This window comes from Streptomyces sp. NPDC058674 (assembly GCF_042716505.1).
In the GTDB taxonomy this organism is placed as follows: Bacteria; Actinomycetota; Actinomycetes; order Streptomycetales; family Streptomycetaceae; genus Streptomyces.
Map to the genome: position 1 here is coordinate 54,134 of NZ_JBHXSC010000023.1, position 20,987 is coordinate 75,120.

At 69.6% G+C, this 20,987-nt stretch carries 22 protein-coding genes; 12 read left to right on the top strand and 10 right to left on the bottom strand.

The window, feature by feature from the left end; genetic code table 11:
• Positions 1-52: 52 nt before the first annotated feature.
• The 8 genes from ACFWU6_RS14785 to ACFWU6_RS14820 all read right to left on the bottom strand — a co-directional run bounded on the left by ACFWU6_RS14785 (position 53) and on the right by ACFWU6_RS14820 (position 5,351).
• Positions 53-1,798 (bottom strand): DUF2637 domain-containing protein, encoded by a 1,746-nt coding sequence (locus tag ACFWU6_RS14785; protein WP_383981164.1) that lies wholly within the window; start codon positions 1,796-1,798, stop codon positions 53-55.
• Between the two features lie 33 nt (positions 1,799-1,831).
• Positions 1,832-1,960 carry a hypothetical protein gene (locus ACFWU6_RS14790; RefSeq protein WP_383981166.1) on the bottom strand — a complete coding sequence of 43 codons (129 nt, stop codon included), beginning with the start codon at positions 1,958-1,960 and terminating at the stop codon, positions 1,832-1,834.
• A gap of 271 nt (positions 1,961-2,231) precedes the next feature.
• A complete protein-coding gene (locus ACFWU6_RS14795; RefSeq protein WP_383981168.1) occupies positions 2,232-2,417 on the bottom strand; it encodes a hypothetical protein in 186 nt (61 codons plus the stop codon).
• Between the two features lie 128 nt (positions 2,418-2,545).
• Entirely contained in the window at positions 2,546-2,896 is a 351-nt protein-coding gene (locus ACFWU6_RS14800) for a hypothetical protein (RefSeq protein ID WP_383981169.1), read from the bottom strand.
• A complete protein-coding gene (locus tag ACFWU6_RS14805) occupies positions 2,893-3,426 on the bottom strand; it encodes a WhiB family transcriptional regulator (protein WP_383981171.1) in 534 nt (177 codons plus the stop codon). Before ACFWU6_RS14805 ends, ACFWU6_RS14800 begins: the two co-directional genes overlap by 4 nt.
• A 165-nt stretch (positions 3,427-3,591) precedes the next feature.
• On the bottom strand, positions 3,592-3,747 hold the full coding sequence (locus tag ACFWU6_RS14810; protein ID WP_383981173.1) for a hypothetical protein: 156 nt from the start codon (positions 3,745-3,747) through the stop codon (positions 3,592-3,594).
• Between the two features lie 13 nt (positions 3,748-3,760).
• Positions 3,761-4,678, bottom strand: coding sequence for a hypothetical protein (locus ACFWU6_RS14815; protein WP_383981175.1), 918 nt, complete (start codon positions 4,676-4,678; stop codon positions 3,761-3,763).
• Positions 4,679-4,967: 289 nt separating this feature from the next.
• On the bottom strand, positions 4,968-5,351 hold the full coding sequence (locus ACFWU6_RS14820; RefSeq protein WP_383981177.1) for a hypothetical protein: 384 nt from the start codon (positions 5,349-5,351) through the stop codon (positions 4,968-4,970).
• Between the two features lie 247 nt (positions 5,352-5,598).
• Here ACFWU6_RS14820 and ACFWU6_RS14825 point away from each other — a divergent pair, with 247 nt between their 5' ends.
• The 3 genes from ACFWU6_RS14825 (at position 5,599) to ACFWU6_RS14835 (ending at position 8,139) form a co-directional block, all read left to right on the top strand.
• A complete protein-coding gene (locus ACFWU6_RS14825) occupies positions 5,599-6,357 on the top strand; it encodes a GntR family transcriptional regulator (protein ID WP_383981179.1) in 759 nt (252 codons plus the stop codon).
• Between the two features lie 178 nt (positions 6,358-6,535).
• Positions 6,536-7,573, top strand: coding sequence for an AAA family ATPase (locus ACFWU6_RS14830; RefSeq protein ID WP_383981181.1), 1,038 nt, complete (start codon positions 6,536-6,538; stop codon positions 7,571-7,573).
• Positions 7,570-8,139, top strand: a complete 570-nt coding sequence (locus ACFWU6_RS14835; RefSeq protein ID WP_383981183.1) for a guanylate kinase — start codon at positions 7,570-7,572, stop codon at positions 8,137-8,139. The genes ACFWU6_RS14830 and ACFWU6_RS14835 overlap by 4 nt, the downstream gene beginning before the upstream one ends.
• Before the next feature lie 7 nt (positions 8,140-8,146).
• Here ACFWU6_RS14835 and ACFWU6_RS14840 read toward each other — a convergent pair whose 3' ends face one another.
• Both ACFWU6_RS14840 and ACFWU6_RS14845 read right to left on the bottom strand, forming a co-directional pair.
• Positions 8,147-8,986: a DUF1932 domain-containing protein gene (locus ACFWU6_RS14840; protein ID WP_383981185.1), complete on the bottom strand. Its 840-nt coding sequence runs from the start codon at positions 8,984-8,986 to the stop codon at positions 8,147-8,149.
• A 4-nt stretch (positions 8,987-8,990) separates the two neighbouring features.
• Complete coding sequence (locus tag ACFWU6_RS14845; RefSeq protein ID WP_383981187.1) at positions 8,991-9,635, bottom strand: HAD family hydrolase; 645 nt, start codon at positions 9,633-9,635, stop codon at positions 8,991-8,993.
• Positions 9,636-9,713: 78 nt separating this feature from the next.
• Between ACFWU6_RS14845 and ACFWU6_RS14850 the strand changes: the two genes are divergently transcribed.
• From ACFWU6_RS14850 to ACFWU6_RS14890, 9 genes are all read left to right on the top strand, one after another.
• Positions 9,714-10,025: a helix-turn-helix transcriptional regulator gene (locus tag ACFWU6_RS14850; RefSeq protein ID WP_383981188.1), complete on the top strand. Its 312-nt coding sequence runs from the start codon at positions 9,714-9,716 to the stop codon at positions 10,023-10,025.
• Positions 10,026-10,978: 953 nt separating this feature from the next.
• Entirely contained in the window at positions 10,979-13,219 is a 2,241-nt protein-coding gene (locus ACFWU6_RS14855) for a hypothetical protein (RefSeq protein ID WP_383981190.1), read from the top strand.
• A complete protein-coding gene (locus ACFWU6_RS14860; RefSeq protein WP_383981192.1) occupies positions 13,216-14,085 on the top strand; it encodes a DUF721 domain-containing protein in 870 nt (289 codons plus the stop codon). The genes ACFWU6_RS14855 and ACFWU6_RS14860 overlap by 4 nt, the downstream gene beginning before the upstream one ends.
• A 109-nt stretch (positions 14,086-14,194) precedes the next feature.
• Entirely contained in the window at positions 14,195-15,349 is a 1,155-nt protein-coding gene (locus ACFWU6_RS14865) for a protein kinase (RefSeq protein WP_383981193.1), read from the top strand.
• A gap of 109 nt (positions 15,350-15,458) precedes the next feature.
• Positions 15,459-16,181, top strand: a complete 723-nt coding sequence (locus ACFWU6_RS14870; protein ID WP_383981195.1) for a TIGR02391 family protein — start codon at positions 15,459-15,461, stop codon at positions 16,179-16,181.
• Between the two features lie 203 nt (positions 16,182-16,384).
• Positions 16,385-17,896: a hypothetical protein gene (locus ACFWU6_RS14875; protein WP_383981197.1), complete on the top strand. Its 1,512-nt coding sequence runs from the start codon at positions 16,385-16,387 to the stop codon at positions 17,894-17,896.
• Positions 17,897-17,950: 54 nt separating this feature from the next.
• Complete coding sequence (locus tag ACFWU6_RS14880; protein WP_383981199.1) at positions 17,951-18,418, top strand: hypothetical protein; 468 nt, start codon at positions 17,951-17,953, stop codon at positions 18,416-18,418.
• Between the two features lie 89 nt (positions 18,419-18,507).
• Entirely contained in the window at positions 18,508-20,163 is a 1,656-nt protein-coding gene (locus ACFWU6_RS14885) for a hypothetical protein (protein ID WP_383981201.1), read from the top strand.
• A gap of 95 nt (positions 20,164-20,258) precedes the next feature.
• Positions 20,259-20,609, top strand: a complete 351-nt coding sequence (locus tag ACFWU6_RS14890; protein WP_383981203.1) for a hypothetical protein — start codon at positions 20,259-20,261, stop codon at positions 20,607-20,609.
• The last annotated feature ends 378 nt before the right edge of the window (positions 20,610-20,987 follow it).

Genomic DNA, 20,987 nt, shown 5'->3' on the forward strand with positions numbered 1-20,987 from the left:
GCATTGCCCGTGCCTCGGGGGCCGGTGGAACCGTCGAAGCAGTTCGTGCAGGTCAGGCGGCTTCCGCGGGGAGCTCGCCGTTCTCCTGGAGGATCTGGATCGCGCGCTTGCGCCGGGTGGACGCGGTGCCCTGGGAGACGCCGAAGTGCTGCTCGATCCGGGTGAGGGTGACGGCCTTCAGGCCCTCGGCGCGGATCATGTCGGCGATCTGCCGAGCCTCCCGTTCAACCGGGTTCAGCCGGGCTTCAGCCTCCAGAGCGGCAGCCTTCACCTCGTCCTCGGCGGCCTTCAGCCGGGCGGCGTTCGCGGCGGCTGCATCCTCGGCGGCCTTGCGCTCGAGCTCCTTGGCGTCAGCTTCCGCTTGAGCTGCCTTCAGGAGGGTCTGCTTGGCCTTCAACTCCTCCTCAGCAGTCACGCGCAGAGCTTCAGCTGCCTCGCGGCCCGCCTCGGCGGCGGCCCGCTCCTCCTCCTTCGCAACGCGTCGGGCGGTGGCCGCCTCGGCGCTCTCGATCAGCTGGCCTTCAACCTCGCTCTGGCGGGCTTCAAGTTCCAGGCGGCGGGCTTCAGCCTGCTGGTCGAGAACCAGTCGGGCGCGCTCGGTCTCCCAGCTGAGCTGGTCCTTTTCCCGGCTGCGGGCCAGTTCGTCCTCGCGAGCCTGTCCGGCAAGTTCAAGCTCGCGGACCTTCGCTTCGGCCTCGGCAGCAACGCGCTTGATCTCGGAGTCGGCCTCGGCCTTCTTGACTTGAAGGTCGGCTTCAGCCTGCTGAACCCGGATTGAAGCTGCCGCGTCGGCCTCCGCCTTGGCGGCTTCGAGTTCGCCCTTGGCCTTGACCTCCGCAGCCTGCGCGTGAAGCTCGGCGCGCTTGACCTGAGATTCCGCTTCAACCTTCTGAAGCCGAGCGCGGGCCTGCTGAAGCTCCCGCTTCTGGTCCCGAAGCTCGGCCTTCGTCAGCTGACGGTCGGGCTCTTCGAGTGCCTCCTCGATCCGCATGCCGTACGCGGTCAGCCTCAGCGGTTGAAGGCGCTCCTCCGTGGCCTTGAAGCGCCACAGCCGTCCGAACTCCTTGCGCAGTCCGGACCGGTAGACCGAGATTTCGCGGTCGCGTTCCAGCGCCTCGTCGTAGGAGGTGATCTCCCAGACCTTCATCAGCCGGTTGACGCGCTGCGTACTGACCGGGGTGTAGAACCAGCGGGAGAGGCGGATCCGCTCCATCTCGCGGCGGCCCTTGAGCCGACCGATGTGCGCGGCGTACAGGTGGGCCGCGATCTCGGAGAGGACCACCCACAGTGCGGCGAGCGCAGCGTGGCCGATCTTCCCCTCAAGCGTGGCGCCGGTCTGCCAGTTCAGGACGATCGTGACGATCGTCAGGACCCGGGGGACCCACTTGACCCAGCCGAGCGGCTTGTCGGCCTTGACCAGGAGCAGGTTGACGATGCTGAAGGTGAGGATGCCGAGGTCCACGCCGACGGGCAGCATCCAGGCGTAGTCGCCCCAGCCCCAGCCGCCGGCCGACGCAGGGGCGGCGGCCTTCTTCTCCAGGGCCCGGTAGGACGAGGCCAGGCCGAGCGTGCCCACGCCGACACCGGAGGCAATGCCTGCGCGCAGCAGCCAACGGTCGCCCTTGGACCAGTGCAGGGCTGCAGCCGCGGCAGGGCCGGCGTTCTGCTCGTGTGTGGTGGGGGCGCAGGTGTCGGAGGTGTGGGGGCGGGCGTCGCGGGGGGCCGGCGGGAGGACCGTCTGCAAGAGCGGCCTGTCCAGCGGGCTGTGGTCGAGGTACGGAGGGCTGTGGCTGGTCACGGGGGACTCCTCACGGAGAGGGGGTGTACGGGGTCAGCGGCGGGAGTTGGCGGCGGCCCACGCGGTGACGTAGATCCCGGCTGCCATGAGGACGCCGGTCAGCACCTGGCCCTCGATGGCGAAGGCCGTGAAGGCGAGGGCGGCAAGGAAGAGGCGGATCACCGGGGGGCACTGGCGGGCTTGTCCGGGCGGACCGGGGCGACGGCGGCCCAGACGGTGAAGACGCCGAGGGCCAGGAGGTAAAGCATCGACAGGACGATCAGGAACTGGCTCACGTCACTCCTTACGGGAGGGATCAGGGCTGAAGAGAAGCGATGCCCCGGACCCGGGGTGGTGAAAGGCCGGCGTCCCGTGCGGCGGGTAGCCGATCAGCGCAGCGCCGGGGTGGCGGTCAACAAGTTGTCGTCCGCTCCCGCCGGGCGGGAGCGGCGAATCAGCTCTTGCCGTGCCGGGTGAGGGGCGGGTGGATGTCTGTGACGCGGTGGCCGCTCTCCCAGGCAGCGGCCGCGGTGAGTGCGGCGGCCGCCAGGAGAACCCGGGTGAGTGGGTGGGCCAGGCCGCGCGCGGCGATGGCCCGTACCGCGTGGTGCTGGGCGGTACGGGCGGTCGGTATGTGCACGGGCTCCTATTTCTCCGTCTGGGCGTCGGCGCCGCACTTGCACGGCTCGTGCCGGACCGACTGGAAGGGCTTGCCGTCCGCGCCGACCGAGTTCACGGTGACCAGGGTCGGCGGGTGGCCGCAGGAGCTCACCGGACCGTGCCCATCGCACGCGAGCGAACCGGGGCGGTGGCGGCCTGGCCGCAACGGCAGGTCCAGAACCCGCACAGGCCGCACGCGTCCTCCGCCGCCCTGAACGACAGCGTCTTGAACGAGAGCAGCGGGGGTCGGGTGTAGCCGGGGGCCATCTCGGCGAGGGTGCGCCGGACCCGGCGCCCGTCGGGGATCCGAACATCGTCCCGCTGGGCCATGGAGAGCAGCAGGGTGCCGACCTCGACCTGGTGGAGGGAGTCAGTCTCGTCGCGCTCGTAGCCGCGGGAGTCGTCTTCGCGGCGGATGTCGTCGATCTTTCCGGCGCGCGGGGTGAGGGTGGTGGTCATGCCGCTACCTCCCAGCCAGTGCGGGCGCGGCGGGCGGAGCGGATCTGGCTGATCTGGGCGACGAGATTGCGGATCCGCTGGTTCTGCAGCGCCTGCAGCTCGCTCTGGCGCGGCATACCGGAGGACCTGGTCGGCGTCATGCCCGCCTCGCGGTTCAGGTCGACGGTGAGGCTGGTCAGCTTCTTCCATTCCGTGTCGCTGGCCTCGTCGGCGGCGATCGCGGCGCCGACGCGCTGGGCCTGGCGCTCGCGGAGGGCGGCCAGCTCGCTGCCGGACCTTCCGCCGCGGACCAGGTCGTCGACGCGGCTGTTGCCGTCGCCGTCGCGCAGGGCCAGCTCCTCGCAGGCCGCCCGTGCCGGGCAGCCGTGGCAGAAGCGGACCGCCTCGGCGCGCTGCGCCTGCCACGTGGCCGGCGGCTGACCGTCGGCGCGGAAGAAAAGGTCGGGGTCCGCCTTGGTGCACCCGGCGCCGGCGTCAACGGCGGCCTGGAGCACCGGGCGGCGCATCCGGCGGGTCTGAGTGGATGTCATCCTGTGCATGTGCGTCTTCCCTTTCCGGAGGGTGACTGCAGAGACGAACCCCCGGGCTTAGGCCCCCGGGGGGTTCGTCGTTTCTGGGCTGCTGTACGAGCAGCCACGGCCGCCGCCACCCGCGAGGTGCGCGGGTGGCGGCGGCCGTGGTCGATCGTGCGAGTGTCAGCTGAGTTCGGCGTCCCGGGCGTCCAGCTCATCCAGGTACTGCACGTACTCGGCGTGGTCCGACGCCTCGTACCACGCGTGCATCTCCTCCAGCTCGGCCTGCTGCTTCTCGTACGCGGCCATTCGCGTCGCCTGGTCGTCGTTCTTGGCCATGGGCCCTTCCCTCCTACTTCTTGCGCGGCTGCGGGCGGTAGATCGTCGTGGCGAGGCCGGTGATCCGGCTGTCGAGTGCGGCCCGCTCGAAGCGGTCCAGGTGCGGGTTGAGCTGCCGCAGCGTGGCTTCCAGCTCGTCACGCAGCCGCTGGGCGTCGGCGCTCTTCACGGCGGTGGTGGTCGTCTCCCACTGCTGTGCGCGCTGACGTGCGGTGTCGCGGGTGCGGTGCTGTTCGACGACGGTGGCCTGCTTGTCCTGGTGGCGTCGGGTCTGGCGCAGGTCTGCCACGGTCTGGGTGACGGTGGCCCGGTGGGCGGTGAGCTTCTGGCCGGTGGTGCAGGGGCGGCCGGTGCGGCAGGTCGTGCAGGTGTGGCGGTGGGCTGCGAGGGCGCGCTCGGTGCGGTCGAGGGCGGCGGCCGGCCCGGCGAGGTTGGAGCCCGGCCGCGAGGGGATGCCAGCCTGGGCCTGGGCGTTGATGCGGTCGGAGAGGTTGATGGCGTGGTCGCAGGGGACGCCGATGCGGCATACCTGGCAGCTGGCGCGGTGTGCCCGGAGGCCGTTGCGGAGGCCGTCCGTCGTGTGCGCCAAACGGCTGATCGCGGTCGGCGCGACGGGAAGCGGCTTGCGGCGGGTGCCGCCCTGGGCGCGGCGCCCGGTGACCGTTTCCTCCGCGCGGAGGAGGCGTTCGCCCCACTCCTCGACGGACAGGTCGAAGGTGACGCGGCGCAGGCTGCCCTTGCAGCGGGGGGCCGCGCCGGCGGCGCCGCGTCCGGTGCGGTCGAGGTGGTGGGGCTTGACGATCTTGCGTTCCAGGCGGTGCCAGGTCTGGCAGTCCGGGCAGAGGATCGTGCGGGGTTCACCGTCGCGGAGGTTGATGTTCTGCGGGGCGAGCTTGCTCAGAAGGAGAGGTTCACGGGTGCTGGGTCGCATAGGGGTTCTCCCTTTTCAACGGGCAGGAGGGGGAGAGGCAGAGGTGCGGAGTTGGGTTCTCCGTCCGACACAGACCCGCCCACTGGAGGCGGCGGTGCTGTGTCGGGCAGGCAGCCAAACGGCCGCGAGAAGGTGGTGTGGAGCGGTGACTCTGGAGCCACGGGGACCTCATGGCCGAAGCCCGTCACCCGTTTCCAGCCGCTCTCGATATGAAGATTTTTGGGGGCCGTCTCCGGCTCCCTTCACCAGGACCGCGTGCGGGACGCGGTCCTGATGAGGGAAGCCGGAATCAGCTGGCGAGCAGAACGGGGGACACGGTGCCCTGCGAACCGGACACCCTCACGCTCGCCGGGTTCAGCTGGGCGGCGTAGGGGAGCAGGACGTCGACCAGACGTTCACGAACCAACGTGGTGACGGCCGGGTCGGCGGCGATGTCGCGGGCGGCGGCCATTCGGCTCTCGCGGACCTTGATGGCCTCGATCGCGGCGTGAATGTCCAGGACGTCGAGCTGCTCGTGGGGCAAGGCGCCGGCCTCGTACATCTCCAGCGGCGTACCGAACGCCACGTCCAGGTCGATGTCCCCAAATTCGGGAAGCTCCACCTCGAGCGCGTCAAGAAGCGCGGTGGTCTCGCGGTCCAAGGCTTCGGTAATGGGGCGGGCGTTGGCGTTCATTCTTGAGTCCTTCCGTTGCAGTCTGAACAGTCATCTGGCTGAGCCCGCCACCCCGAAAGCAGCATGGAGTGATCAAGGTTTCGCTCTACGTGATGCCCTGAGCGACGTCTTCAGTGAAGCTCAGCTCTCTAGCTATGTCAACTACCTCTATAGTGAAATACAGAGACGTGCCGCGCCCGGCCGAGGCTCATCGCCTCAACGGGCACACCACCCGTACGATCAGATCGCTAGAGAACCGAGGAGATGAATGAGCGACGAGCAGCGCCCCAAGCGACAGCCGAAGTACCAGCGCATCGCCGACGATCTGCGCGCCGCGATCGATCGTGGCGAGTACGGTCCCGGCGATCGGCTGCCGGGCGAGCATGCCCTCGCGGCCGAGTACAGCGTTGCTGTCATGACGGTGCGACAGGCCATTGGCGTCCTCAGGACAGAAGGACTGGTAGAAGCACGGAAAGGCGCGGGGGTCTTCGTGCAGGCTTTCAGGCCGATCCGGCGGCGCGGAATTCAACGCCTCGCACGTGACCACTGGGGCGCCGGCAAGAGCATCTGGTCGGCCGACGAGGACAGACCGCTGTCCGTTGACCAAGTCACGATCGCCGAGGTTGATCCCCCCGAACACATCGCTGACGTCTTGGGCCTCACCGCAGGACACACATCCTGCCGTCGTTCCCGCCGCTTTGTACTCGATGGCCGACCGGTGATGCTTGCGGCCTCCTATCTTCCCCAAGAGCTGGTTGCAGGGTCGGCAATCACACGCGCTGACACCGGCCCCGGTGGCACCTACGCACGTCTCGCCGAACTGGGGCATGCCCCTGTCCACTTCCGCGAGGAGATCCGGTGCCGAATGCCAAACGGCGAGGAAACCGATCGCCTCGGGATCCCGCCCACTCGCCCAGTTCTGCTGACAGTGCGAACCGCGTACGACGAGGCAGGACGGGCTGTGGAGGTGAACGAGATGACCATGGACAGCGCCTCCTACGTGCTGGACTACGAGTTCGACGCTTAGACCGGTCCCGTTCACTCTGGCCCCTTTCTGACGTGCCGTCTTGTGGGACCCATCACAGCCGCAAGCGCCTCCACGCGACATCACAAGGGCTTGTCGAAGCCCGTACACATGGCCATTCACGGGTTTTCAACATCTACGTACACATGGGTTTTGGGGGCCTGAATCTAGGCTCACCTGCATGACGACAAAGGAGGGGCAGAGGGTGGGGAAGTACCGAGCGGGGTGGGAGCCGGACCGGCTGCGTGAGCAGCGGGAGGCGCATGGCCTGACCTTGGAGAAGGCGGGCGATCGTCTGCGCGAGGTTGCGGAGCAGGCGAAGTTGAAGGGCATCCCGGCGGCGAATCCGCAGACGTTGTGGCAACACGAGCAGGGTGAGGTGTACCCGGGTCCGCACTACCGGCGTGCTTACTGCCTGCTCTACCGGGCCACCGAGCCTGATCTTGGGTTCCGCAATGCGTTGCCGGGCGAGGAGAGCTCGTTCAAGCTGACGCCCCTGGACGACCGTCTCAATGGCTCGCATGTCTTGGCCGTGGAGCGGGCGATCCACCGCATCGGGCCCGGCACCGGCGAAGCCGATCATTTCGCGTTGCAGCAGCGCATCATCGACGCGTGGAAGAGGCGGCACACCGGCGGTGATCCTCACCGGCCGGTGCTGATCCTCGTGGGTGGCTATGCCGGCAGCGGGAAGACGGAGCTCGCTCGGTTCTTCGTTCAGCTGACGGGCTGGCCGCTGCTGGACAAGGACCCGCTCACCCGCCCGCTCGTGGAACGCCTCCTGGTCGCGCTGGATGGGGACGCGAACGACAGGCACACCGACCTCTACAGGGAGAAGGTCCGTCCGGTGGAATACGACTGCCTGATGCAGTCGGCCATGGCCAACATCAAGTGCGGCATCTCCACCGTGTTGACGGCTCCGTTCATCGCCGAGATGACGGACGTGAACTGGATGCAGCGGCTCACCAACCGGTGCAACGCCCTCGGGGTCGACGTCTTCCCGGTCTGGGTCCGTTGCGACGAGGAGTCGATGCGGGAGTACATCGGGTTCCGCTCCGCTGCCCGGGACGCGTGGAAGCTGCAGCGCTGGGAGGAGTACATGGCCACGATCAACCTGGAGCTGCGGCCGGCGGTGCCGCACCTGGTCGTCGACAACAGGATGGGCACGGCGGTGTCCCTCGCGGACCAGGCCCGGCAGGCGATGGGGGCGATGTACGCGTGAGCCGGAGGCAGGGTGTGATCCTCTACGGGCCGCCGGCTGCGGGGAAGGACACGGTGACGCAGGCCCTCACGGCGCTCGACTCGCGATACGGGCAGTTCGCCAGGCTCAAGGTCGGCTCGGGCAAGAGCGACGGGTACCGGATGGGCACCGAGGCGCAGCTGCGCGAGCTGGAGTCCGCTGGCGACGTCGTCTACGCGAACCGGCGGTACGGCAATACCTACGTGATTGACCGGCCCGGGGTCGACGCGGCGTTCGCGGCCGGGGTGCCGGTGGTGCACCTCGGGCAGATCGACGGCATCCGCGCGCTGGTCGACGGCTATCCGGCTGTCTGGGTGGTCGTCCTCTTGTGGTGCCCTCAGGAGGTGACGGCCGCGCGGTCCGAAGGCCGGGGAGACAGCGATACCGCAGCGCGCCTGGCGGCGTGGACGGCGACCCGCGAGGACCTGGACACGCACCCGGACACCGCCTGGGACCTCAGGTTGGACACTGCGGCAATGTCGCCGGGGGAGTCCGCCCGGCTCATCGACCAGCTCCTGGTCCAGCGGGCGGGAGCCGGAGCGGCATGAATGTGGGCTACGGCTGGGCAAGCCGGTCGAGGGCGTCGGCGAGCGTGAGCTTGCCGTCGTCCTTGGTGTCGTCCCAGCGAGCCAGCGTGGACGCGGCCGCGAGCAACATCTCCGGAGGAAGGCCGGCGGCCGCGAGCATGTCCGCGGCTTCCTCCAGCTCGGGCCCCCACCGCCATGCACGTGCCGCCGTCTTCGCGATGTACTCGGGTTCGGATAGGTACGAGTCGGTGCGGCGTGAGGCGATGTCGATGAGTTCCTGGTCGACGCCGTGTTCGCGGGCCAACCCAATCGCGAGGGCCACCAGCACGCGCGACGTCTTCTGGAAGCTGGCGTACGCGAGCTTCAGTGCGGACGCCTGGCCGACCTCGGTACCCAGCACCTTCGTCCGTACTGCGGTCCGGACAAAGAGCGCTTCGATGCGAGCGGTCGCAGAGGCCGGACCGGACAAGTACAGGGTCGGCGTCTTGCCGTTCACTGGTGGAGAGCCGACGACGCCGCCGTCGACCACGGCCGCTGTCGGCCCGAGCAGGCCCGCGATCCTTACCGCGCGTTCGGCGCTGATGGCGTTGGCCTCCACGTACAGGCCGGCGAAGCCGTGCGCAGCAACGTCACGGGCCAGGTCCTCGGCGACAGCCGGCGGGCACAGGCTGATCACGATCTCCGAGCGGTCCAGCAGCTCCTGCAGCGTCGATACCGCCCCCAGCCCGAGCCGCTCTGCGCGCGTGGCGCTTGCGGGGCTACGCCCTGCGTCGCACCAGAGGACTGCGGACGCGTTGGTCGCGGCGCACGCCGCGACTGCGGCGCCCATGCTGCCGGGGTGGAGGATGCCGACGGTGGGCTGGTCCACGGTGCTACTCCGAGGTCTCGTTGAGCAGGATGGTGATGGCGTCGGTGGCGTCATCGACGGTGTGGTCTGCGGCGTGAAGGCCGTCGGGCCAGGGCCGGCCACGCAGCCAGATGGTGCGCAGGCCCGCCTGGTGCCCGCCGCCGATGTCCCCGGCCGGGTTGTCGCCGATCATCCAGCCGCCGTCGGCCAGGCTCCGGCCGCAGCGGCTCGCCGCGAGCTCGAAGAGTTCGCGGGCCGGTTTGCGGATCTCCAGGTCGCCGGAGGCCGCTACGCCGTCGACCAGGTCCGCGAGGCCAGCCGCGTCGAGCTTGGCCCGCTGAACGTCGCCTGCCCCGTTGGTGACGATGCCGATGGTCCAGGCCGCCGCGCGAAGTTGGCGCAGGCCCTTGAGGATCTCCGGTCGGCAGGTGACAGCCCCCACAATCAGGTCTACGTACTCCTTCCACAGCTGCTCGGCGGGCTCGGTCAGTCCGAAGTCGGTGCGCAGCCGGGTGAAGTCACTGAGGTTCGCGCGGTCGGCCAGCGCGGCGCGCAGCCAATGCTCGATGGCGGTATCAAAGCCGCGGGCACGGCACAGGGCGGTCACAGCATCGCTGAGCGCGGCCTGACGGTCGATCAGCGTGCCGTCCAGGTCGAAGAGGGCCAGCATGCAACCGACCCTATCCGCACACCGCTTGGCGATGGGCGAGATCGATCCCGTGGTGTATCTTTCAGGGAAACATCGATCATGAGAGGTTGGGCCATGGCCGACGCGGACCCCTTGCAGCGGGTGAACGCCCTACTGGACGACGTCCTGCCACCGCCGCGTACGCGGCAGCAGCTGCGCCTCGCCGCGGGCCTCACCCAACTGGAGGTCGCCGAGGCCGTGGGCGTCCAACGCCTCGCTATTGCTCGTTGGGAGCTGGGGCAGGTGCAACCGCGCCGACCCCACCGCGCCGTCTACATTCACCTGCTCAAGCGACTCGCAGAGCGTTTCCCCGAGGCCGCACAGCTGGATGAGGGCATGCCGACGCCGGTCTCCGAGAGGGGATCGGGATGACCTAGGGCCATCGACCGCGCGCGCCAGGCGGATTAACCACCCGCTCCTCGCGCGGCCCGTCTACCGACCGGATTAACCACCGCGTCGGCCGCTCAGGTCCCAGTTACAGCTGGTCCTGAGCTGCGGCTCACCGAGCCGCTCGTTTTCCTTCGGCCCCTAACCAGGGCCACTTGCACCACCACCGGCCACTAACCACGGCCACCACAGCTGTAGCAGTACCGACCTGATGATCCGCGGGCCCCCACCACAGGGGCGTTGCGGTTCAGCAGGACCGGGAGGGGAGGAGAAATCTCCCCCCACCCGATCGATGTCCGCCCTCTTCTCACGAAGGGGGCGGACCCGCACATCCGCACATCCGGCTCGACCGGCCCCGAGGGGCTCTGGTCGGTCCAGCTATATGGAAGGCAGGTCGTTCTCATAGTGCACGAGAGTGGTGTCCCCTGTCAGCTTGACCTTGTCCGTTTCACCCCGGTTCGGGCTCGGCAGGCTTCCCGCGTGACGGGATCGGTGTCCTGTTTGCGCCGATATAAGCGGTTCGTACAGGAAATCGGATTTCCGGTACAAACCTACGAGAGCAGCACCTTCGCGGGCGCCCAGGCGAGCGCGGTCGCAGTGTCAATCGGCTGGCTCGTGCACCCCGTCTCGGAGGTCATCGACAACTCCGTCGACGCGCGGCTGCGGCCGGTCCCGAGTCGCGTCTTCGAGGCCGTCGTCCCGTGTGGCGGGACGAGTTTCAAGATTTCTGCCCGCCCCACGGGAGCGCCGGGGGGTATCGGGCCTCAGCGGGCTCTGTCCACAGGCCGCCCGGTGCAGGGTCGGCGGGTGGATGACGAAACAGCAGTTCTGGCCGCTCCCAACGGGGGTGTCCGCTTTGGCGTGTACACCGGCCCGATGAAGACACAGACGGCTTCGGCCCTGGAGGTTCTCGCCGCTCCTGTCGGGGCGGTGGGCCGATGAGCGCCCTGGCGGCACCGGCCGTCACGCTCCCGCGCCCCCGCAAGGAGTTCACCGGTGGGGCCACGCGCCGTCGGCTGCGCTCGCTCCCGGCGCAGGCCGGGCCGGCCGTTGCGCTGGAACTGGGCAACCCGCTTCAGCTGACGGCGACGATGCGCGCCCGGCTGCTCGCCGCGGTGCGCGCGCTGGTGTTCGCCCCGGCTCTCGCCGGGGCGTCGGACGGCGCGCGGCTGGCCTCGGTCGTGCTGACGGCGAAGTCGAAGGTCCGCAACGACTACCAGGCGTCGATCTGGGCTGCGGAGCTCGGCCGGTGGCTGGGTGTTTCCCAGTCGACGGTCGCGCACACCGTGCTGCCCGAGCTGCGCAGCGCGGGGTTCCTGGGCTCGAACGTCGCGACCAACTCCTTCGGGCACGCGACGGGCCTGGAGTGCTGGGTGATCCCGATGTACCGGGCGCAGAAGGCCGGCGACCGGCGGCACGCCCTGGCGCTGTCCCGCTCGGAGCTGGCGGTGCTGCTGAGCCTGTGTGAGGTGCTGTTCGGTCCGGGGTGGGAGCCGAAGGACAAGGCGCCGATCCCGGCCGGGCTGCTCGCCGGGCGTACGGGCCGGGGTGCGGCGACGGACCGGCTCGGGCTGCTGCTGATGGTCCTGACGACCGGTTCGTCGGGTTGGCTGCAGCTGCGCCCCGGGTCGGTGGACTCCGGCCGGGGGCGTCCGGCGGCGACGGTCGGCGGCCTTCTGGGCTGCACGGCTGCGGCCGGGGCGAAGGTTCTGGCGCGTCTCCAGGCGTACGGCGTCGCGGACGTGGTGCGGCAGGAGACCGGTTCGGGTCTGCACGCGAAGTCGCGGGTGCGTCTGGTGCCGGTGGCTCGGGCCCACGGCGTGGCCGTGCGGGAGGCCCGGCGTGCGGCCGGTGCCGTGTTTTCAGACCTCGCCGGTACTGCATCCGGAGATCTTGAGTCCGACGGGATGGGCGAGACCCTTGTGGTTACTGGGGTCAAGGGGGCCGGGCAGGGCGAGATGGCCGGATCGGCAGACCTCGCCGCTACTGCACAGCACCACGCTCTCCACGCTTCTGGGGTTACTCCTAGGGGTTCTCTCGCGCTCTCTCGTGGCTTTTCCGGCGAAGGCCGTGGTGGGTCCGGTGATCTGCCGGACCGCGCGTGCGAGCGCGAGGACCAGGCCGTGGACGGCGATGCCGCTGCCCGGCTGACGCTGGTCGACGGCGAGGGTGGCCCGCTGCGCGGGGAAAAGCCGAAGAAGTCCCCCATCATTGAAGGCGGGAAGGGCAGCCGCGGGCCGGTGACCGGCGGGAACGTGCGGGCCGTGGAGGGCCAGGGTCAAGGCAGGCCGCAGCAGGGAAGGGTGGCTCTGCCGTCGCTGGATCTGCGGGCCGTCCTGGCCCCGGTCCGGCTGGTCTGGGCGCGCCTGGAGAGTTCGGCCGTCCGGCGCCTGGTGGAGGCCAAGGTCCGCGCCGAGCTGAAGCAGGTGATCGGGTTCGCCGGTCACGCCGACGCGCCGCAGATCCTCGCCGACCGGCTCGCCCGGCGCCTGGAGAACCAGATGCGGCTGGGCGGTCCGATCACGGATCCGGTGGGCTGGCTGATCGGCCGGGGACTGCCGCAGATCCGCCTGTGCGCGGAGCCGCGGTGCGATGAGGGAGCGCTGCTCGACTCCGGCCGGGACTGCCCGCGCTGCGAGGACCGGCAGGTCGACAGCCGTGCCATCCGCCACGCGGTCGCGGCCGCCGTCGACGCCGCGATGCCTGGAGCTTCCGAGACCGAGCGGCGGGCGGCCACCGACCGGCAGCTGCACGAGACCGTGACGGCCAGGGCGTGGGCGAAGGCGTTCGAGTGGGAGCAGTACCGCGCCCGGCAGGCCGAAGTGAAGGCGGCCCGCGCCGAAGCCGCCGCCACGCAGTCGGCCCACGACATTCCGGCCGCGCCGGTGGCCCCGGTCGTGCTGCCCGCGCCGCGCCCGGCCGCCGCTCTGGCCCTGGAGCCGGAGAGCGCCGACGTCGACGACGACCAGGAGCTGGTCCTCGAGGACCTGACCCCCGACCAGGTGCGCGACTGGCGGGTGCGGGCGATGAAGGACCACCAGGTCGTCTTCGACCACATCGACCGCTACGGCGAGCCGTCGGCCAGGCGCCTGTTCAGCAACCAGGTGGTCAACGAAGCACAGCACCTCTCCGGGCTCGGGCACCTGAACCTCGGCTACTCCACCTGGGGGCAGTCGTGAGCGGCGGCGAGGTGTCCGGCGTCGACCTCGCGCGTCAGGCCCTGCTCGCGGCCCGGGAAGCGGCGAGGAAGAACGGTGCCACCCGCCAGAAGCCCAAGCGGCGTACCAGCACCGCCGTACGTCGCGACGGGCGCGAGCCGCTCGGGCTCGGTGCGGCGATCGGCATGATGATGACCGAGCGCGGCATAGTCACCCCGGCCGTCGGCGGAAGCGTCCTCGCCGAGTTCGACGCCGTCCTCGCCGCAGTTGTGCCCGAGCTCGCCGGGCGCGTGAAGGCGACGGCGTTCGACGTGGAGAGCGGCCGCCTGGACGTCGTTCCCGACGCTCCGGCCGTCGGCACACAGCTGCGCTGGAGCGCGCCGAAGCTGATCGCGGCGGTCAACGCCGTAGTGTCCGGCGGACTCGTGCGTGCCCTGCACGTCCTGGCGCCTGCGGCCATGAAGGCCGGCTCCGCCCCGGCGGCCGCCGACCAGGCCCCGCACTCGACCACGCCAGCCGTGCCGGTGGAGCGTCGGACGCCGCCGGACGGCTACCGCCGTGCGATCGAGGCGCACCGTCAGGCCGCTCATCGGTCTCGGGTGGACCCGCACATCGCGGAGGCGGTCGAGCGGCAGAACCGGGCGATGCGGGAACTCAGCAGCCGGGCCTTCCCCAAACCTGAGGAGGTCGCCGACGAACAGCCAGCTCCGATCGACAGCGCTCCCCTACGGCGCCGCCGCGAGTTTGTCGCCACGGAAGCGGCAGCCGTTCTTCGGGCCCGGGCAGAGCGCGCCCGGCAGGCGGGAGCAGCGGTGATCCTGCCACAACCCGCTTCGCCACACCCGGCCTCCGCAGGCGCAGCGCGCCCCGCCAGGGGGTGCGCGTGACGGCTGATCACATTCGCCTGCCCTGGTGGGTTCCTCCGGCGTAGCGTGACGGGCACACGCGCCTGTCAGAGGCCGTGCCGTGCGTTGCGGTGGACCGAAGGGGGAGTACGTGCGGGCAGGGACCGTGCTGGACGGGCGCTACCGGCTGATCGAACCGATCGGCGCGGGCGGGTTCGGGCAGGTCTGGAAGGCACACGACCCCAAGATCGACCGAATGGTCGCGGTCAAGATCCTCACCGGCGACAACAGCACGGACAACCGGCAGGTTGCCCGGTTCGCCCGCGAAGCAGCCGTCGCCGGCAGCCTCGCCCACCCGAACATCGTCACCGTCCACGACTTCGGTTCCGCGATGTACAACGGGCGGCCATACGCCTACCTGGTCATGCAATTGCTGCTGGGAAAGCCTCTCAGCGCCGTGTTGAAAGCCGGCCGACTGCCCCTGCCCGACATCGTGCGTACGGCAGGTTGTATCGCCGACGCCCTGGGCGCCGCTCACGATGCTGGTCTGACCCACCGGGACATCAAGCCGTCCAACATCATCGTCCGCTCCAGCGGCACGGCGACGGTTGTGGACTTCGGCATCACCAAGAGCAGCGACGAACGGCACGACATCACCACCACGGGTGTCGTGACCGGCACCCCGGCCTACATGGCGCCTGAGACGTTCGGCGGCACTTTCGACCACCGCTCCGACCTGTACTCACTCGGGTGCCTGCTCTACGAGATGATCACCGGGAAGCTGCCTTTCACCGGAACGTCCTGGCACCTGATCAACCAGCACCTCAACGAGCAGCCGGCCCCGTTGACCAGACAACGACTCGCCACCCCGTCGGAACTGGCGAAGCTCGTCAGTCAGCTCCTGGCCAAAGACCCCGCCGACCGACCAGACGCCTTCGAAGTCATGCAGAGCCTCCGCGAGATCGACCGGCGGTACTACGACGAGGACTCACCCACCCGCGGGCCGGACAGATACGTCCGAGCCGCCGTGCGCCTCAGCACCGCAGCATTCGGGGCAGTCACACAACTTCGCCTCACCGATCGAAACCCCTGCCCCGCCTGCGCCTCTGAAGCCAGTACACACCGCGCGAAGGACTGCCTGCGCTGCCAGGGCACTAGCGAGATCACCGAACAGACAACACACCGCATCCGCATTCCTCCGGGAGTCCAAGCCGGGCAGCGCCTGCGCCTGATAGGGCTGGGATGGCCCGGCAGGAATGGCGGAGAGGCGGGCGATCTCTTCGTCGTCATACGGATCGAGGGCTGAGCCTACGACTCCGGGGTCAGCGGGCCCAAGCCCACGCGCCCCGAGCACGCACCCCGGCGAAGTGAAAAAATGCACTTCACATGTCGGTAACGCGCCTTAGCGTGCATTCATGACATTCACCTTCTCATCGCCGGTCACGGCGGACCAGCTCCGGAAGTTGCCCACCCGGGACGTGGCGCTCCTCCTGCTGCAGAGCCTCAACGGTAGCAACGGCTACCTGCAGTACGGGGGAACGATGAGCTCGGCGCGCGAGGCGTTCCAAGCCGAGCGGGACCAGAACGCGCTAGTGGACCGTCTGTCTGACGCCTGGTGCTGGCTGGAGGCTCACGCGCTGCTGTCCCGAGTTCCCAGCCAGTCCGAAGCCTTCCGGCAGCTCTCTCGCGACGGCCGGGAGCTGGCGGCGGATCCGAAGGGCATAGCCCGGTTCGAAGCCCGTACGCGGCTGGCCGGCCCGCTCCATCCGGACCTGGAGAAGGCGGTGCGTACCAACTTCGACCTCGGCGACTACGAGACTGCGTGCTTCGCCGCCATGAAGGCCGTCGAGGTGGCCGTGCGTAACGCCTCGGGGCTCGACAACTCTTTGGTCGGTGTCGCGTTGATGCGCCGAGCGTTCCAGCCGCACCAGAAAGGGCAAGGCGGGCCGCTGGCCGACGCCGGGGCCGAGGGCGGCGAGCAGGAAGCCGAGTCCGCGCTCTTCGCCGGAGCCATGGGCCGCTACAAGAACCCTTCCAGCCACCGCACCGTCGACTTCGACGACCCGATCGAGGCGGCCGAGATCATCCAGTTCGCCGACCTGCTGCTGCGCCAAGTCGACCGGGCCAAGAGCCGATAACCCGCTGAACAGTGCTCCTCCCCGCAGGCTCGGTCCAGAAGCGTGAGGGCGAGCGCAGCCTCCGGCGTCACGCCCAGACGCACCTTCTCAGCCAATACCCGTGGAAATCAGGGCGGCCCCAGGAGCTCTGCGCGTGCCGGAGGCCGGTCGGCTCCATGATCTGGCCGGGGCCATCATCGGCCCGTGGACGGGGAGGAGTCGGCATGGGCGTGAACAGCAGTTACCTGTCCAAGACGGAGGTCCAGGCAATACTGGGCGTCACTTCTTTCGGCCTGTGGCGGCTGACGCGGAAGTACGACGACTTTCCGCAGCCGACCGAGCCGCCCGAGCCGTTTGGTCTGCCCGGTGATCGGAAGGAACCTGACGAGGTCTGGCATGGCACCCAGCTCTACCGGTGGGCGGCGCGGACCCCGGAGTTCTCCCACCGTGGCGCCGTGCTGCTGCGCCCGCTTCCCCACGACCTCGGGCCCGGCCACTGGGTCGGCTACAAGGACACGCCGCGTGGGCCGGCGCAGGACTGGCACACCGTCCTCGGCACGATCCGCTTCGTGCACAGCCACAAACGCAAGGCCGCCACCGACGTCGCCACCGCCCTTGCCCGGGGCGGAAACCCGGACGACGTGCGCACCGTCTGCGCCCTGTACGGAGACGTGGGTATCAGCGGGCCCGCCCTGGTCGCCGCCGAGGTCGCGCACCCCCGTATCGAGTACGAAGCCGAATGGGGCGACGTCGCCGCGCTCGCCGGGCAGGCACTGCCCTGGTGGCCTGAGCGACTGCGCCTGCCCGAGCTGATCCGTGCATGGAAGCCCGGCAGCCCGGCCGCCGTCGTGGAGGTACCGCCGAACGCGAACGAGCAGATCCTGCGCCGTGTCGCCCGTACCCCCGTCTTCGACGTCACCTCGCACCTGGCCGTCACCGACATGGCCAACAGCATCCGCAACAACCGGACCGACAACGTCAAGAACGAGAACGACACCTTCGCAGGGGCAGGGCCCCACGAGGCACCGAACCGCATCCTCGTCGCTGCCGTACCCGACACCAGCCACCACCCTCTCCGCACCGGCGGCGATCGGACGGCCCTCAAGGCCGGCTGGCACAAGCTTGCGCTGAGCAACCACCCGGACGCCGTCGCGGCGCTGGAAGTCGCCATCGGCCGCGAACCGGACCTGCTGCCCTACGGAGCGGTCACCGAGGCCCCCGGACGTCCCGGCACGGTCATGGAACGGTGGGCCAGGCGCCTGACGATGTGCGATCCGACCGCCGCCCACGCCGTCCTCGCCCGCGGCGACGCCGTCGACTCCTTCTTCATCGACCCGCTCACCGACATGCCCGCCCTGCGCACCACGGGCGAGAACGGCAAGCCGGCCTGGCGCTTCTACGCCCCGCTGTCCCTTCCAGCCGGCGGTGCGGAGCTCGCCTCGGTGGTGCTGCACCACACCGTGTGGATCACCACCAGCGACGGCCAGGTTCACCCCGCGCCCTGCACCCCGTCCGAGCACCTGTGGTGGGGCGACGGCTGGGGCGACCGGCCAACCGAGGCCGCAGCCGTCATCGACACGCTCCTGGGCAACCTCGGCGCCACGGTGAACATGCGCGAGCACTGGAAAGCCCCCAAAGGCCTGACCGTCCTGCTCAACGAAGACCACAAACACGGCACCGAACTCACCCGCGCCACCCTGCTCCACGCCCGCATGACCCCGCCCCGAACACGCTGAACGCGTACCAACGCCCGCCGCACCGCGACGACCGGCCAGGAGGAAGATCCACGCATGTTTGTGCACGCAGCCGTCACCAGCAAACTGGTCGAGCAGGCCCTGCCCTTGATGCCCTACCTCGATGACGGCAACGAGTTCACCACTTACGACAGCCTTGCCGCGTGGAAGGAGCGGTTCGAGAAGAAGGGAGGCCACGAGCCGGCCAGTCCCGACACCTGGTCTGCTCCAATCGGCGCTCCGTTGCTGACCCACATCATCTACATCGGGCACGAACAGGTGTACGAGGCGCTGAACTCGGTCGCCTTCCAAGACCCGGAGACCAGCCCCTGGGGGCGCGCTACCAGGGAACTCCAGGAGTGGCTCCTACTGCCGGAGGCGGTCTCGGGAGTGGAGCGCAAGCCCAGCGACGCGGCAGCCGTCGCAGTACTCCTGGCCGCGGTGTATGGCGACAAGGCGCCCTTCCTCCTTGCCGCGGCGAACCGCTACCTGGACCCGCCCAGTGACGGCACAGGTCGCGGGTGAACCGAGACGACAGGGGTGGGAGCGCGCGGGGTGAACGCCGTCAGATCCAGACGGCGGTTCTGGGTAGTGCGGAATCAGAAGAGCCGCTGATGCTGCCGCTGGAGGCGATCGAGCTGGATGCCTTCCGTCGGCGCCACGACCAGCACACGTTCTGGTGCGGGCTGCTGCTCGGTGGCTGCGGCGTTCAGCTCACGACCAAGCTCTACACCGACCGCGTGTGCCACTTCGCCCACCACCCGGGCACCGAAGGCCACTGCGGCCGCCGGGATCGCGGTGTGGCGAGCGCGGACCACCTGTACGTGAAGGCCGCGGCCGCCGCCTGGCTCCGCACAGCCGACCGTCCCGAGGACCAGGTCCGCTTCGACTTCGCCCGGCTGGACGGAGCCGAGATCGGGTCGGTCCTCGACATCCGGTTCAAGGCGCGCGGGCTGCGCGTGCACCTGGACCAGACCGTCACACCGGTCTGGGACGAGGGCGGCCTGGAGCCGGTGCTGGGGCTGTCGGTGCCCGTGGACCGGGACACGTTGATCGACCGCTGGTACATCCACAGGATCCGCCTCGACAGCGTCGGAACGAGCCGGCAGGTCAGGATCGGCACGGAAGCGTTCACGCGGCCCACCGAATGGTTCGAACTCGACCAGTGCGAGATGACCGAGCGCGGCTTGTCGACGCCGGCCGTCGACCGGATCATCCGCTCCCGCAAGACCCGCCCGACATCACCATGGGCACAGGGGAATGCCAGGACGCAACCTGACGCCTCGGTGCAGGCTCTCGGCCTCCTGAAGCGGCTGGCCGACGCGCGCAGCGTCGAGGCGGTGACGCTGGTAAGCAGGCTCTGCGACGAGATCGAGGCGCTAGCCAAAGCTCAGGGAGAGGCCGGCGGGCTGCTCGCCAACGCCGTGGAAGGCGCGCGCGGGTGGCTTGAGTGGCGCGCCGAGGAACGGCGGGATCTCTTCTCCCGCCTGGAGCAAACCGTTGACGCGGGCGACCCCGTCGCCATCGAGCGGATGGTGGTGTGGGTGAACGGCACCACAAGCCGCCACCGCACCGACGCCGAAGCCGCCATCATTGCCGCCGCGAGCGCCTTCCTGACCAACTTCGCCCGGCAGCAGCAAGCCGAGGCCCAGGCCCTGCGCGCCGGGCAGCAGCAGCTGCACGCCCAGGGGGAAGCTGAACGCGCGCGGGAGCTCCTGAGGACCCTTGAGCGCAACGGACCCGGCCAGCCGTGGAAGACCCTGCGGCGCCTGGTGGGGGAACTCAAGCAAGCAGCCGCCGCGGCCGGCGACCTACTGGATGCCAATCACCGCCAGCAGCTCAAGGCGTGGAGCTCCCGTACGGAGCTCGACAACCGGCGCGCCCGGACCCCTCGTACGAAGCCGGTGCCGGCTCCACGCGGACCGGTGGCGAAGCAGAAACTGCCACTGTTCGAACAGGTGCAGCGCCGCTCGTGGTTCGCGCAGGCTTGCCCACAGTGCCTGGCCAAGGTGGGCAAAGCCTGTCGCAACGACGACGGCATCGGCAACGGACGGCACCGACAGCTCCCCCATGACGAACGCCTTCGCCTGATCCTCGGCGTACGGAAACCCCGCACTGAACCGCCACCGCGGCAACGGGCCGTGTGGCGGGTCACGGACGTCCTTTGCCCTACCTGCAAAGCCGGGCCCGGCAAGCGCTGCAACACGCCGGACGGGCGCCCACACCAGCCCCGGGTCGCGCAGTTCCAGCGTCGGTTCCCTTCGCGGTAATTCCGTCCGACTCCCCTCGTGGCCCGGCCACCGGGCGGGCTATCAGACCCAAAAGGGGGCCGCCAGCCGCCAGCCCCGATGTGAAGGAGACGATCATGACCGATGACGAGCAGCAGCTCGCCGCCCTCCTCAACGACCTCCCCGGCCACGAAGACGCCCGGTTCTGGCGGGGACTCAAGGAAGCCGCGGGTATTTACCGCATACGCTCCACGATGGCCTCGGCCGTCCAGGAGGCGCAGGACGGCGACTTCGAACCGCTCGCCGAGTTCGTACTCGACGTCTTCAACCGCGACGCCCGGCTGAAGGACATCACGGCGGCCCTTGCGACTCACCTCGGCAGCACCCTGCGGGCCCGTGCCTGGATCACTGACGCCATCTCAGCCGCTGCCCGCGTCAAGCGGACACAGGTTGACGACCCTCTCGACGCACTCACCGACAAGTGGTAGAGACGGCACCCGGCCCGTCAAGCCCCCGCCGGCCGACCGAGGCGGTGGGCATCTTCGGCTGAAGGTCCCCTACCCCAGTGACTGCAGGTGCGGCACCCTGCTGCCGGGGGCGAGCCGGAAGGGGGCAGGCCGTGGCGATCCGTGCCGTGCACGACCAGTGGGGCGCGGTCTTTGCGCACTTACCCGACCTCGGGTGCAGACGGGACTGGACGGAGGTCTGGAAGGTCCGTCCGATCGCTCCGCTGACCTGTGACGAATGCCGCCACCCCATGTACGCGAAGGTCTCCTCCAGCCGGCTGCGGTTTTTCGCGCACGCACCGGGCGCCCCGAAATGCGCGCTGGCCGAGGAATCGACGGCCCATCACCTGCTCAAGCTGG